Below are 13,698 nucleotides of genomic sequence, written 5' to 3' on the forward strand. Positions count from 1 at the left end.
ACCTGCCGCTGCCGACCCTATGTGACAAGGAGGCCGCGGTGCCTGTCACGTACACCGGCGGCCTCCTCGTCGACGTTTCCTGCCCACGGGCGCGTGCGGCGCCCGGTGGCGGCTCAGGCCTGGCCGACCTCGAACCGCACGAAGCGGGTGACCTCGATGCCGGCCTCGGCCAGCACCTGCTTCACCGACTTCTTGTTGTCGGTGACCGACGCCTGCTCGATCAGGACGTAGTCCTTGAAGAAGGCGTTGACCCGGCCGTCGACGATCTTCGGCAGCGCCGCCTCGGGCTTGTTCTCCTCGCGGGCGGTCTGCTCGGCGATGCGCCGCTCGGACTCCACGACCTCGGCCGGCACCTCGTCACGGGTGAGGTACTTCGGCCGCATCGCGGCGATCTGCATGGCGACGCCACGAGCGTCGGCGTCACCGGCCTCGTCCGACTTGCCCGCGTACTGCACCAGCACGCCGACCGCCGGGGGCAGGTCCTGGGCCTTGCGGTGCAGGTAGACGGCGGTGGTGCCGTCCAGCTTCGCGAAGCGGTTGAGCACCAGCTTCTCGCCGATCTTGGCGGACTGCTCCTGGATCAGGTCGGCGACCGGCTTGCCGTTCAGCTCGCTGGCCAGCAGCTCCTCGGCGTTGGTCACGCCGGAGCGCTCGCCGTGCTCGACCAACTGCTGGGCCAGGGCGATGAACGACTCGGTCTTGGCCACGAAGTCGGTCTCGCAGTTGAGCTCCAGCAGCGCCTGGCCCGAGTGGGCGACGAGGCCGTTGGCGGCCGTCCGGCCGGCCCGCTTACCGACGTCCTTGGCGCCCTTGACGCGCAGGATCTCGGTGGCCTTCTCGAAGTCGCCCTCGGCCTCGGTCAGCGCCTTCTTGCTGTCCATCATGCCGGCGCCGGTGAGGTCGCGGAGCTTCTTGACGTCCGCGGCGGTGAATTGGGACATGGCTCTCTCTTCGGTGTTGAGACGGCGTGTGGATGGTCAGAGGTGCCGGTTACCCGGATCCGGGCCGATCGTGCCCGGCGTACCGCCGCTGCCCCGCCGTACGCAAAAACGGACGGCGGGGCAGCGACGGTGCGGTCACTCCGCGGTGGCGGCCGCCGGCTGCTCGGTGGTGGCCTGCGCCGGCTGCTGCTCGACGGCGGCGGGGGCGGCCTGCTCGGCCGGGACGGCCGACTCGTCGGCCTTCTTCGGCTCGAGCAGCTCGCGCTCCCACTCGGTCAGCGGCTCGTCGCTCGCGACGCCCGGCTCGGGCTTCTCGTCGGTGCCCCGGCGACGGCCGGAACGCGCGATCAGACCGTCCGCGACGGCGGCGGCGACGACCTTGGTCAGCAGCTCGGCCGAGCGGATCGCGTCGTCGTTGCCCGGGATCGGGAAGTCGACCTCGTCCGGGTCACAGTTGGTGTCCAGCACCGCGATCACCGGGATGCCCAGCTTGCGGGCCTCGTCGACGGCGATGTGCTCCTTCTTGGTGTCGACGATCCAGACCGCGGCCGGCAGCTTCTGCATGTCCCGCAGACCACCCAGCGTGCGGGTGAGCTTGATCTTCTCGCGGGAGAGCTGCAGCGTCTCCTTCTTGGTGTACCCGGCGGCGGTGCCGCTGAGGTCACCCAGACCCTCCAGCTCCTTCATCCGCTGGAGCCGCTTGTACACCGTCTGGAAGTTGGTCAGCATGCCACCGAGCCAGCGGTGGTTGACGTACGGCTGGCCGACCCGGGTCGCCTGCTCGGCGATAGCCTCCTGGGCCTGCTTCTTGGTGCCGACGAACAGGATGCTGCCGCCCTCGGCGACGGTGCCACGGACGAACTCGTACGCCTTCTCGATGTAGTCGAGGGTCTGGCGCAGGTCGATGATGTAGATGCCGTTGCGCTCGGTCATGATGAAGCGCTTCATCTTCGGGTTCCAGCGCCGGGTCTGGTGCCCGAAGTGGACACCGCTCTCCAGCAGCTGACGCATGGTCACGACGGCCATGGTGGGGTACTCCTCAAGATCCCTGGTTGTCACGCCCGGCCGGTGGCCGGGCGTCCTGGCGCCTGGTCGCCGGCCATGGTGTTCCCGACCAAGATCGGGACCAGGGAGGCCGTCGCTTCACGACGATTCGTGAAGAGGGCGCGCGAGGTCGACCGCGCAAGGCGGTCGCCAGTTGGCCAGTGTACGCCCCTCACCCGCCCGACCGCCCCGGGGTGCGCGGCGGGCTGCTGGCGCCCATGATCCGCACTACTGCGTGCGAACGTGACCCGCGCGGGTCAGCCGGCGGCGAGCGCGGCGGCGATGAAGAGCACCAGGCCGACGGTCAGGTAGGCCGTCGGCGGGCGCAGCCAGCCCCGACCGCTGTCGGAGAGCGCGAGACCGCCGGTTCGTAGCCCGTACAGCCCGGTTGCGAAGATCGGCAGCCCGGCGACCAGGGCGATGCCCACCACCACGTTCCCGGCGGAGAGCGGATCGCCCGTCACCCCGGCCAGCAGCACCCGCAACGCCGGCACCTCGAAGATCAGCACCAGCAGGGCGAAGAGCACGGCGAGCGCCGGGCGGCGGGTCCGGTAGACGCCGTCGGCCACCGGCGGGTACGCCGAGGGCTCCCCTGCCACCGGCAGCTCGCCGCCCCGAGGGCCGATCGGCGTCATCGGGCCGGTCGGCATCTCCAGCGGGTGCGGCTGGTCGCCACTCCGGGCGGGTTCGACGATCGGGTACCCGCCGAGCGGGGCGGGACGGGTCTGGTCGGCGAGCACAGCGGCTGGCACCTCTCCGGCGGGCGTCGCCTCGCGGGAACCGGCCAGGGGCGTCTCCCGGGCGGCGACCTGCGGGGTCGACTCCCGGCCTGCGGTCAGCGGCGAGCCCGCCGACGCCTCGCGGGCGGCCCGGCGACCGGGCAGCTCACCGGAGACCTCGGACGGGTCGCGGTCGGCCCGCCGCGAGCGGACGGCCCGGTAGGCGTCGGGTTCCGGCCGGTCGGTCAACGGGTCGACCGCACCGAACCGTCCCGAGTCACCCTCGGGCGTGCCGAAACGGCCAGCCTGGGCGTCGACGGCGCCGAAGCGCCCGGAGTCCGGCTCGCGGGTGCCGAAGCGGGCGTTGTCGACTGCGGCGAAGCGACCGGAGTCGGGCTCCGGGGTGCCGAAGCGACCGCTGTCCACGGCGGCGAAGCGCCCGGAGTCGGGCTCCCCGAGCCGGTCGGGCACGGCCGCGAACCGGCCGGAGTCGCTTTCCGGCGGCGTCAGGTCGCTCCCGGTCGAGCCGGCCCGAGCAGACTCCCGGCGCCTGCCGCCGGCGGTGTCCTCGCCGTAGCGGTCGTCGCCGGCACCGCGCTGCTCGGGAACGTCGTTGTCCCGGTACCGCGGCTCACCCGCGCCACGCCACTCCGACTCGCCGTAGCCGCGACCCCGCTCGTCGGGATACCAGCGCGACTCCTGATCTTCCGGAAAGCTCCGTCGTCCGTCCACGTCCGGCACCGTATGCGACCGGCTGCGCCCGCGCCATCTCACCCCGGCGCTGGCCACCGCCGCCGCCGACCCGCAGACGGGTGCGGCGGTGTGGCAGGTCACGCGAGCGGGGTGGTGGACGACGCCGCGTGGAGCAGGGTTCCGCCACCTGACCACGGGCGATCGTGGCCGGTTCCCCGCGCGTGGCTAGCACAGGTCGGGCTTGATCGTTCGGTCGTCCACAGGACCCCGGTTGTCCACAGCGGACCGACGCCAGGGTCGCGGTTCTCGTGCCTCGGAAGGCACCGTGCCGGGCATGACGAAGCGGAACCAGGCGGTCGGCGCGTACGGCGAGCGCTGTGCGACCCGGCACCTGATCGGCGCGGGGCTGCGGCCCATCGCCCGGAACTGGCGCTGCCCGGACGGGGAGATCGACATCATCGCCTGGGACGGGCCGGTGCTCGCCTTCTGCGAGGTGAAGACCCGCCGGGGCGACAGCTTCGGCACCCCGGCCGAGGCGATCGTGCCGACCAAGGCTCGCCGGCTGCGAGGGCTCGCCGCCCGCTGGCTGGCCGAGACCGGGACGACGGCCGACGAGGTGCGGTTCGACGTGCTGTCGGTCCGGCTGCCCGACGCCGGCCCGGCCCGGGTCGACCACCTGAAGGGCGCCTTCTGAGGTGCGCGCCGCGCGAGGTCGGACGGGCACGCCGGGCGGTGACGGGCCGTGAGCTACGCGAAGGTGCTCTGCGTGGGGCTGGTCGGGGTCACCGGTCACCTTGTCGAGGTGGAGGCCGACCTGGCCGCCGGCCTGCCGGCGGTGGTGATCTCCGGGCTGCCGGACACCGCCCTGCACGAGGCCCGGGACCGGGTCCGGGCCGCCGTGGTCAACTCCGGCCAGCGCTGGCCGAACCGGCGGATCACCCTCAACCTGCTGCCGGCCACGCTGCCGAAGTTCGGCTCGGCGTTCGACCTGGCCATCGCGGCAGCGCTGCTGGGCGGGTCGGGCGAACTGCCGCTGCTTCCCCTGGAGGGGGTGGTGGTCCTCGGCGAGCTGGGCCTGGACGGGACGGTCCGGCCGGTGCGCGGGGTGCTGCCGATGGTCGCCGCCGCCGCCCAGGCGGGCATCGGGCGGGTGATCGTCCCCGCCGGCAACGCCGCCGAGGCCGCGGTCATCCCCGGGGTACGGGTGCGGGCGGTCGACACGCTGCACCGGCTGGTCGCCTTCGTCCGGGACGGCAGCCCACTGATCGAGCCCCCACCGGACACCCCGACCGCGGTCACCGGTGGCCCGGACCTGGCGGAGGTCGCCGGGCAGCAGTTGGGGCGACGGGCCCTGGAGGTGGCCGCTGCGGGCGGGCACCACGTGGCGCTGCTCGGCCCACCGGGCGCCGGCAAGACGATGCTCGCCGAACGACTGCCGTCGATCCTGCCGGAGCTGGACGACGAGGCCGCGCTGGAGGTCACCGCGCTGCACTCGGTCGCCGGGCTGCTGCCGCCGGGCGGCCGGCTGCTGCGCCGCCCACCGCTGCAGGCACCGCACCACACGGCGACAGTGCCGTCGCTGGTCGGTGGCGGTTCGGGGCTGGCCCGGCCCGGCGCGGTGTCACTGGCCCACCGTGGGGTGCTCTTTCTGGACGAGGCGCCGGAGTTCAGCAAGGGCGCGCTGGAGGCGCTGCGCCAGCCGCTGGAGAACGGCCGCGTCCAACTGGCCCGCAGCGGGGGCGCCACCGAGTATCCGGCCCGGACACAACTGGTGCTGGCCGCCAATCCCTGCCCGTGCGCGAAGCCAGCCGGCGACGCGCACTGCGAGTGCACCCCGCTGGTCCGCCGCCGCTACCTGGGCCGGCTCTCCGGGCCACTGCTCGACCGGATCGACGTCCAGGTGCGGCTGATGCCGGTGCGGGCGGCGGAGCTGATGGCGGCCGCGAGCGACGCCGAGTCCTCGGCCACGGTCGCGGCACGGGTATTGGTGGCCCGGCAGGCGGCGGCCGCTCGCTGGGCCGGCCTCGGGCGGCGACTCAACGCCGAGGTGGACGGGCCCCTCCTGCGCCGACCGCCCTGGCGGCTGCCCAACCGGGACACCGCCGAGCTGCGCGGACGGCTCGACTCGGGCTCGCTGTCCGCACGTGGCTTCGATCGGGTGATCCGGATGGCCTGGACGATCGCGGATCTGGACGGCCGGGACCGCCCGGACCAGGACGACGTGCGGGAGGCGATCCAACTACGGACAGGAGAGGCGACGTGAGCAGCGACGAGGAGCACAGGCTGGCCCGGGTCGCACTGACCTGGCTGGCCGAGCCGGGCACCCGCGCCGTGCACCGTCTGGTCGAGCGGCTGGGCCCGGTGGCGACGCTGGACCTGCTGCTCGACGGCGGCAGCCCGGACGGCTGGCTGCACACCACGGTGGCCGCCCGCTCCGCCGCCGGCGACGCCCGGGCGGTGGCAGCCGAGGCGCTGGACCGGGCGGACCGTCTCGGCGCCCGGCTGGTCACACCGGACGACGAGGAGTGGCCGACCCGGGTGGCCGGCCTGGCCACGCTGCAACTGCCGGACACCACCAGACGGGTGGACGGCGAGACGGCGCCGCCACTGTGCTTCTGGGTGCGCGGAGGCTGGCCCCTGGGCGAGGCGCTGGAACGCTCGGTGGCCGTCGTCGGGGCGCGGGCGGCCACCGGCTACGGCCAGCACGTCGCCACCGAGCTGGGATACGGGCTGGCCGAGCGGGACTGGACGGTGGTCTCCGGTGGCGCGTTCGGCATCGACGCGGCCGCGCACCGGGGCGCTCTCAACGCCGGCGGGCTGACCGTCGCGGTGCTGGCCTGCGGACTGGACCGGCCGTACCCGGTGGGCAACACCGCGCTCTTCGACCGGATCGCCGACACCGGCCTGCTGGTCAGCGAGTGGCCGCCCGGCGCCGAGCCGCTGCGGCCCCGGTTCCTGATCCGCAACCGGGTGATCGCCGGCGGCACCCTGGGCACCGTCGTGGTCGAGGCGTCGGCGCGCAGCGGCGCGACACAGACGGCTCGACGGGCCATCTACACCGGCCGGGCGGCCATGGTGGTGCCCGGGCCGGTGACCTCGGCGATGTCCGTCGGCGCGCACGAACTGCTCCGCGAGTTTCCCAAGGCCCGGCTGGTCACCGGGGTGGGCCATGTGCTCGAGGAGGTGGGCCGGATCGGCGCCGACCTGGCACCGTTGGCCCGGGGGCCGCAGCGGCCCGCCGACGGGCTCGACGACGACGCCCGGTCGCTGTTGGAGGCGCTGCCCCGCCGGGGCACGCTGGGCGTGGACGGGCTCGCCTCCCGGGCCGGGGTCGACGTGCGGACCGCGTTGCGCAAGCTGTCCCTTCTGGAGGAGCTGTCCCTGGTGGTGCGCCGCGAGGACGGCTACGCCCTCGTCCCGCCCGCCCGCCCGCCCGAAACGCGGGACGCCCGGACCAGCGCCCCGGACGCCGACGACACCGGCAGCGGCGCGGCCGGCGATGGACAGCGCACAGCCGTAGGCTGGTGCCGTGCCAGCTGTCAGCGGGTTTACGCGGGCCGGTCGCCGGGCCGGGACGCCACCGGTCCGGCGTCGATGAGCCGGCCCGCCCGGAGCACCCGGGTCACCCACCAGGAGCTGCCGCCCGCGCTGCGCGACGCGGTCGACGACTTCGCCGAACACCTGTCCCGGGTTCGCAACCGGTCGGCGCACACCGTCCGCGCGTACGTCACCGACCTGGTCTCCCTGCTCGACCATGCCGTCCGGATGGGTTGCGTCGACCTGGCCGAGCTGGACCTGTCGATGCTGCGTAGCTGGCTGGCCCGACAGCGGACCACCGGTGCCGCCCGTACGTCACTGGCACGGCGAGCCGCTTCGGCGCGGGCGTTCAGCACGTGGGCGCATCGGGCGGGCCTGCTCCCCGCCGACGTGGGCGCCGCGCTGGCCAGCCCTCGTGCCCACCGGGAGCTACCCACCGTCCTGCGCGCCGATCAGGCCGCCGCCCTGGTCGAAGCACCGAGCCGGCTACCGGTCCCGGTGTCGACGGGTCACCCACCGACTGCTCCGACGCAGGCAGGGCCGTCACCGGCTGAGGCGACGCCGAGCGCGGCGGGGCCCGGCACCGCACTGGAGGCGGCGGCCGAGGCGCTGCCACTGCGTGACCGGGTGCTGCTGGAGCTGCTCTACGCCACCGGTGTGCGGATCAGCGAGGCCTGCGGGTTGGACGTCGGGGACGTCGACCACGGCCGCCGGGTGATCCGGGTGTTCGGCAAGGGCGGCCGGGAACGTTCGGTGCCGTACGGGGTGCCCGCACAGCGGGCACTGGACGACTGGCTGCGTCGAGGGCGGCCGGCGCTGGCGGGCACCCGCTCGGGTGACGCCCTGCTGCTCGGCGCGCGGGGCGGCCGGCTCAACCCGACCACCGCCCGCCAGATCGTCGGCGGGTACGCCGAAGCCACCGGCCTTCCCCCGACCAGTCCACACGGCCTGCGCCACTCCGCCGCCACGCACCTCCTGGAGGGCGGTGCGGACCTGCGTGCCGTGCAGGAGCTGCTGGGCCACTCGTCGCTGGCGAGCACCCAGATCTACACGCACGTCTCGGTCGAGCGGCTGCGCGCCGCCTACCGCCAGGCCCACCCCCGCGCCTGACCCGAGCGGGCCGGCCCGCCGCGAGGCGGCGGCACGCGCGGGACACGCACGGAGCCCGCGGCGTCTAAGGGCTGGTCGCCGCCCGCGCACCCAGTCGGCGAACCGGTGGGCGTTGATCGACCGACGGTTACGATCATCGGGTGAGCGTCCCGCAGCCCCCTGAGCCGATCCCGGGCGCCCGCCTGCTCTTCTCCCTCGACCCGGCGGTCAGCCACCTCAACCACGGCTCGTTCGGGGCGGTGCCGATCGGCGTGCAGCGGGCCCAGCAGCGGCTGCGCGACGAGATGGAGGCCAACCCACTGCGCTTCTTCACGCAGGGGCTGGTCGACCGGATCGCGCACACCCGCCGGCACCTCGCCGGGTTCCTTGGTGCGGACCCGGACGGCAGCGCCCTGGTCGGCAACACCACCACGGGCGTCGCCGTGGTGCTCCAGTCGCTGGGCCTGCAATCCGGCGACGAGGTGCTCAGCACCGACCACGGGTACGGCGCGGTGAGCCTGGCCATCCAGCGGGAGTGCCGCCGCACGGGAGCCGTCAGCCGGGTGCTGCCGGTCCCGCTGGCCGCGACCGACGAGCAGGTCGTGCAGATCATCCGCGCGGGCCTGCGCCCGGGGCGGACCCGTCTGCTCGTCGTCGACCAGCTCACCTCGGCGACCGCCAGGCTCTTCCCGACCGCAGCCATCGTCGGGGTGGCCCATGAACACGGCGTGCCGGTCCTGGTGGACGCCGCGCACGCGCCGGGCATGCTGCCCACCCCGGTGAGCAGCATCGGCGCCGACTTCTGGGCGGGCAACCTGCACAAGTGGGCGTACGCCCCGCGCGGGACCGCCCTGCTGGCGGTGGCCGCGCAGTGGCGGGACCGGATCGAGCCGCTGGTGGTCTCCTGGGAGCAGGAGGCCGGCTTCCCGGCTCGGGTCGAGTGGCAGGCCACCCTCGACTACACGTCCTGGCTGGCCGCTCCGGCGGGCTTGTTCACGTTGCGCAGTCTCGGCGTCGACCGGGTGCGGGCGCACAACGCCGCGCTCGCCGCGTACGGCCAGCGGGTGGTGGGCGACGCCCTGGGGGTGCCGCCCGCTCACCTGCCCGACCCGGGCGGGCCGGCGGTTGCTCTGCGTCTCATTCCGCTGCCGGACGGCACCGCCACCACCATCGACGCGGCGCGGGCGCTGCAGACGCGGATCGGCGAGCGGCTGGCCGCCGAGGTGGCGGTGATGAGTTGGAACGGGCGAGGGTGGTTGCGGCTCGCCGGTCAGGTCTACAACACCGCTGACGAGTACGAACGGCTGGCCGTAAGGCTGCCGGCGCTGCTCGCCCAGCGCTGACCCCCGCCGACGGGCAGCAGTCGGACCGGCCCGAGGCCGAGCAGTGCCAGCGGGTCGAGGTATTCGGTGCCCCGCAGCAGCCCCCAGTGCAGGCAGGCCACGGCCGGGCAGCCCGGGTGACCGGGCAGCAGCTCGCCGAGCGGTGCACCGGCGGTGACCGGCTGGCCGGCGCGTACCGCCGGTCGCACCGGCTCGTGGGTGGTCCGCAGGCCGCCGGCGTGCCCCACGGTGACCACCGGTCGGCCGGCGACGAGGCCCGCGAAGAGCACCGTGCCCGGCCCGGCGCTGCGGACCACCGCTCCGGCCGGCGCCGCCAGGTCCACTCCGCGGTGCCCGGCCAGCCACGGCCGGGGCGGCGGGTCGAACCGGCGCACCGGCCGTGGCGGCCCGTCGAGCGGCCACCGGAACCGCCCCGGCCCGCCATCCGCCGGTACCGGCGCGACCACCGCGACCGGCACGACCGGTGCCGCTGGACGGTCGAGCAGCGCCGCGTCCAGCACCGCGAGGCAGCAGAGCTGGACGGTGAGCGCGAGCGGCAACGCGGCGCAGAGCAACAGGGTGCGGCGGATCGCGCCGGTACGCGGGGCGGGTGGCGGTCGCATGAGGGCAGCCTCCGACCGCGCCGGCACGCCCACCACCCCGAGTGCCGAAGCTGTGGATGACCGGCGGTGCTGTGGACAACCACCCGGAGCCGTCGACGATCTGCTATGTCGGAGGTCGCCCGAGGCTACCTATGCTGGGCCGATGGACCGGGACTGGCTCGCCTGGCACGACGACTATGACCGGCCGGGGTCGGCGTTGGCGGCCCGCCTGGTCGAGGTGCAGGGGCAGGTGCGGGCGGCCCTGGACCGGGCACCGGCCGGGCCGCTGCGCGTGATCAGTGCCTGTGCCGGCCAGGGCCGGGACCTGATCCCGGTGCTCGCCACGCACCCGCGCCGCGAGGACGTGACCGCCCGTCTGGTCGAGCTGGACCCGCGCAACGTCACGGTTGCCGTCGACGCCGCCGAGGCGGCCGGTCTCACCGGCGTGCAGGTGGTGGTCGGCGACGCGGCCGCGACCGACACGTACGCCGATCTGGCTCCGGCCGACCTGGTGCTGCTCTGCGGCGTGTTCGGCAACGTCTCGGACGCCGACGTGCGTGCCACCGTCGGGCACAGCGCCGCGCTGTGCGCGAGTGGCGGCACGGTGATCTGGACCAGGCACCGACGGGCGCCCGATCTGGTACCCACCATCTGTGACTGGTTCACGCAGGAGGGGTTCGCACAGGTCGCGGTGGGCACCCCGGCGGACCGGGTGGGCGTGGGCGTGCACCGTCAGCTCGGCCGGCCCCGGCCGCTGCCGCCCGGTGTGACGATGTTCCGCTTCCTGGCCCGCTGACCCCGCGTTGGCAAGGGCCTAGGCTGGGCCGCGTACGGCGTGACGCCGCCGTTCGGACCGGGGAGGCCACTGTGACCACTGTCGATGACCGGACGCCGGGGCCGGATCAGGACGACCGTCCGCCGTTCGGCGGGGCGCTCGGCGGGCCGACGGTGGCCGACGTGAGCGGCCCGTCGCGGCTGGCCGAGCCGGACGAGGCGATCAGTGCCGAGGAGTTGCAGCTCGCCGCCCGCAACCACGGCATCCCGCTGGAGGCGCTGCGCTACGACGTCACCCCGGCGGGGCTGCACTACCTGCTCATCCACTACGACATCCCGGAGCTGGACCCGGCCACGCACGCGCTGAGCATCGGCGGCGCCGTGGAACGGCCGCTGACCGTCACCCTGGCCGAGCTGCGCGAGCGGCCTCGCGTCACCCACCAGGTCACCCTGGAGTGCGCCGGCAACGGTCGCGCTCTGCTGCACCCGCGGCCGGTCAGCCAGCCGTGGCTGGTCGAGGCGGTCGGCAACGCCGAGTGGACGGGCACTCCGCTGGCGCCGCTGTTGCGCGAGGCGGGCCTCGGGCCGGACGCCGTCGACGTGGTCTTCACCGGCGCCGACCACGGCGTCGAGCGTGGGGTGGAGCAGGACTACCAGCGGGCGCTGCCGGTCGCCGACGCGCTGCGCGAGGAGGTGCTGCTGGCGTACGAGATGAACGGCGCTCCCCTGCTGCCGCAGCACGGTGCGCCGCTGCGGCTGATCGTGCCGGGCTGGTACGGCATGGCGCACGTGAAGTGGGTCCACTCGGTGGACGTCCGGACCGAGCCGTTCGAGGGCTACCAGAACGCGGTGGCCTACCGGGTGCGCCGCGACGCCGACGACCCGGGCGTGCCGGTCACCCGGATCGAGCCACGCGCGCTGGTCCGGCCACCCGGCTTCCCGGACTTCATGTCCCGCCGCCGGGTGCTGCGCCCGGGGCCGTGCACTCTGGACGGTCGGGCGTGGTCGGGGCACGCGCCGGTGGTCGCCGTGGAGGTGACCACCGACGGCGGGGCGAGCTGGGCGCCGGCCGAGCTGGACCCGGCGGTGGGCGGCGAGTTCGCCTGGCGGCGGTGGCGGCACGAGTGGACCGCGACGCCGGGCCGGTACGTCCTCGGCGCGCGGGCGACCGACGCGTCCGGGCGGACCCAGCCGGTCGAGCAGCCGTGGAACCGTGGCGGCTTCGCCAACAACCTGGTCCAGCGGGTCGAGGTCGTGGTGCCGGTTGAGTGACCGGCCTCGTGGGCTACGCCACGGGTGGGGGGCCCGTGGTGGGGCCGGGTACGGTCAGCCGCCGAAGCCGGAGTCGGCGGGCAGCGAGATGTCGGGCTTCTCCAGCTCTTCGACGTTGACGTCCTTGAAAGTCATTACTCGGACGTTCTTCACGAAGCGGGCAGGACGGTACATGTCCCACACCCAGGCGTCGTGCATCTCGACCTCGAAGTAGACCTCGCCGTCGGAGTTACGCACGTGCAGGTCGACCTGGTTGGCCAGGTAGAACCGGCGTTCCGTCTCCACCACGTAGGAGAACTGGCGGACAATGTCGCGGTACTCCCGGTAGAGCTGCAGCTCCATCTCGGTCTCGTACTTTTCGAGATCTTCCGCGCTCATCGCACTCCGCCTTCCATGACCACATCTTCCCCCACCGGCGCCGGAGGCCGAGGCTGCTCGCCCAACGCCACGCCGACGGTACCCCCTGACGCCGAGGAGCGCTCCATCGGCTCGTCCGGGCCCGGTCCGACGGGCCGACGGGCACGCGGCGGCCGGCCGTCACGGCCGGAGACCGTCGCGACATTGACGTACGAGAAACGGTGCTCCCGGCACGGCCCGTGCTCCCGCAGCGCCGCGGTGTGCTCCGGGGTGATGTAGCCCTTGTGCTCGGCGAAGCCGTACGCCGGGAACACCTCGTCCAGCTCCACCATGATCCGGTCCCGGGTGACCTTGGCGAGCACACTGGCGGCCGCCACGCACGCGGCCACCTGGTCGCCCTTCCACACCGCCAGCCCCGGCACGCCCAGGCCGTCGACGCCGAAGCCGTCGGTCAGCACGTACTCCGGGCGGGTCGTGAGGAGGGCGAGAGCCCGGCGCATCGCGGCCAGGTTGCACACGTGCAGCCCTCGGGCGTCGACCTCCTCGGCCGGGATGACCACCACGGCGTACGCCAGCGCCCGGTCCACGACCTCCGCGTACACCCGCTCCCGGCTGGCCGGGGTCAGCAGCTTGGAGTCGGCCAGCCCCTCGATCTCGCCGCGCCGCCCCTCGGGCAGGATCGCCGCGGCGGCCACCAGCGGGCCGGCGCACGCCCCCCGGCCGGCCTCGTCGGCGCCGGCCACCTGCCGGAACCCGCGCCGCTGCAGCGCCCGCTCCAGCGCGTACAGCCCGGCCTCCCGGCGCACGACGGTGCGCGGCGGGGTCAGCACGACGCCTCGTCCCGGGCGGCGTCGGCGGTCGGAGGCAGGAGGCGGGTCAGCAGGGCGGGCAGGTCGGGCGGGTAGTACCGCTCGCCGCTGGCCGCCAGCTCGTCCAGCGGCCACCAGCGGTGACCGGCGATGCTGCGCTGCTCGATGTCGTCGAAGCCCGCCGTGTCGACCTGCCAGGACGGCACCAGGAGCAGGAAGAAGTCCTGCTCCTGGCGGTACCACCGGCCGTCGAACGGGAACTCGGTCGTGTCGGACCAGACCGGTTCGCCCAGCTCGGCCGGGTCGATTCGCAACCCGGTCTCCTCGGCCAACTCCCGGGCGGCGCCGGCCGCCGGCTCCTCCGCAGGGTCCAGTCCGCCCCCGGGCGTGAACCAGTAGTGGTGCCCGGGTCGGGCCGGGTCGAAGCCGTGAAAGAGCAGCACCCGGCCGGCCGCGTCGACGAGCAGCACGCGGGCCGCGCGTCGAGGGGTGTAGACGGTCACGGCCCCAGCCTGCCAGACCGGCGGCGGATCGCCCAC

General features: G+C 74.5%; 13 protein-coding genes and 1 pseudogene. 7 read left to right on the forward strand and 7 right to left on the reverse strand.

Features of this window, described 5'->3' with window-relative positions; all coding sequences use genetic code 11:
* Nucleotides 1–113: 113 nt before the first annotated feature.
* The 3 genes from tsf to M8C17_RS13065 form a co-directional block, all read right to left on the reverse strand.
* Nucleotides 114–941, reverse strand: coding sequence for a translation elongation factor Ts (tsf, locus tag M8C17_RS13055; RefSeq protein WP_252416697.1), 828 nt, complete (start codon nt 939–941; stop codon nt 114–116).
* 135 nt (nt 942–1,076) lie between these two features.
* Nucleotides 1,077–1,967, reverse strand: coding sequence for a 30S ribosomal protein S2 (rpsB, locus tag M8C17_RS13060; protein WP_252416698.1), 891 nt, complete (start codon nt 1,965–1,967; stop codon nt 1,077–1,079).
* Nucleotides 1,968–2,242: 275 nt separating this feature from the next.
* A complete protein-coding gene (locus M8C17_RS13065) occupies nt 2,243–3,436 on the reverse strand; it encodes a hypothetical protein (protein WP_252416699.1) in 1,194 nt (397 codons plus the stop codon).
* A 295-nt stretch (nt 3,437–3,731) separates the two neighbouring features.
* On the opposite strand from M8C17_RS13065, the gene M8C17_RS13070 reads away from it, so the two are divergent.
* From M8C17_RS13070 to M8C17_RS13090, 5 genes and pseudogenes are all read left to right on the forward strand, one after another.
* Entirely contained in the window at nt 3,732–4,091 is a 360-nt protein-coding gene (locus tag M8C17_RS13070; protein WP_252416700.1) for a YraN family protein, read from the forward strand.
* Nucleotides 4,092–4,139: 48 nt separating this feature from the next.
* Nucleotides 4,140–5,660 (forward strand): YifB family Mg chelatase-like AAA ATPase, encoded by a 1,521-nt coding sequence (locus M8C17_RS13075; RefSeq protein WP_252416701.1) that lies wholly within the window; start codon nt 4,140–4,142, stop codon nt 5,658–5,660.
* A pseudogene (locus M8C17_RS13080) lies at nt 5,570–6,895 on the forward strand (DNA-processing protein DprA); the annotation flags it as partial. The gene M8C17_RS13075 and the pseudogene M8C17_RS13080, both read left to right, overlap by 91 nt.
* A gap of 96 nt (nt 6,896–6,991) precedes the next feature.
* Nucleotides 6,992–8,044 carry a tyrosine recombinase XerC gene (locus M8C17_RS13085; protein WP_252416790.1) on the forward strand — a complete coding sequence of 351 codons (1,053 nt, stop codon included), beginning with the start codon at nt 6,992–6,994 and terminating at the stop codon, nt 8,042–8,044.
* Between the two features lie 140 nt (nt 8,045–8,184).
* A complete protein-coding gene (locus M8C17_RS13090; protein ID WP_252416702.1) occupies nt 8,185–9,366 on the forward strand; it encodes an aminotransferase class V-fold PLP-dependent enzyme in 1,182 nt (393 codons plus the stop codon).
* Here M8C17_RS13090 and M8C17_RS13095 read toward each other — a convergent pair.
* A complete protein-coding gene (locus M8C17_RS13095; RefSeq protein ID WP_252416703.1) occupies nt 9,300–9,968 on the reverse strand; it encodes a murein hydrolase activator EnvC in 669 nt (222 codons plus the stop codon). The two genes, M8C17_RS13090 and M8C17_RS13095, sit on opposite strands and share 67 nt — an antisense overlap.
* Nucleotides 9,969–10,110: 142 nt before the next feature.
* Between M8C17_RS13095 and M8C17_RS13100 the strand changes: the two genes are divergently transcribed.
* Nucleotides 10,111–10,743, forward strand: a complete 633-nt coding sequence (locus M8C17_RS13100; protein ID WP_252416704.1) for a class I SAM-dependent methyltransferase family protein — start codon at nt 10,111–10,113, stop codon at nt 10,741–10,743.
* A 71-nt stretch (nt 10,744–10,814) separates the two neighbouring features.
* Complete coding sequence (locus M8C17_RS13105; RefSeq protein WP_252416705.1) at nt 10,815–11,993, forward strand: sulfite oxidase; 1,179 nt, start codon at nt 10,815–10,817, stop codon at nt 11,991–11,993.
* Between the two features lie 54 nt (nt 11,994–12,047).
* On the opposite strand, the gene M8C17_RS13110 is transcribed toward M8C17_RS13105, so the two are convergent.
* From M8C17_RS13110 to M8C17_RS13120, 3 genes are read right to left on the reverse strand one after another with little or no spacing between them, the layout of a single operon-like run.
* Nucleotides 12,048–12,371: a DUF2469 domain-containing protein gene (locus M8C17_RS13110; protein ID WP_007075222.1), complete on the reverse strand. Its 324-nt coding sequence runs from the start codon at nt 12,369–12,371 to the stop codon at nt 12,048–12,050.
* Entirely contained in the window at nt 12,368–13,180 is an 813-nt protein-coding gene (locus tag M8C17_RS13115; protein ID WP_252416706.1) for a ribonuclease HII, read from the reverse strand. Before M8C17_RS13115 ends, M8C17_RS13110 begins: the two co-directional genes overlap by 4 nt.
* Entirely contained in the window at nt 13,174–13,662 is a 489-nt protein-coding gene (locus M8C17_RS13120) for an NUDIX hydrolase (protein ID WP_252416707.1), read from the reverse strand. The genes M8C17_RS13115 and M8C17_RS13120 overlap by 7 nt, the downstream gene beginning before the upstream one ends.
* Nucleotides 13,663–13,698 lie beyond the last annotated feature (36 nt).

The sequence above is a fragment of the Micromonospora sp. RHAY321 genome, from assembly GCF_023896955.1.
GTDB lineage: Bacteria > Actinomycetota > Actinomycetes > Mycobacteriales > Micromonosporaceae > Micromonospora.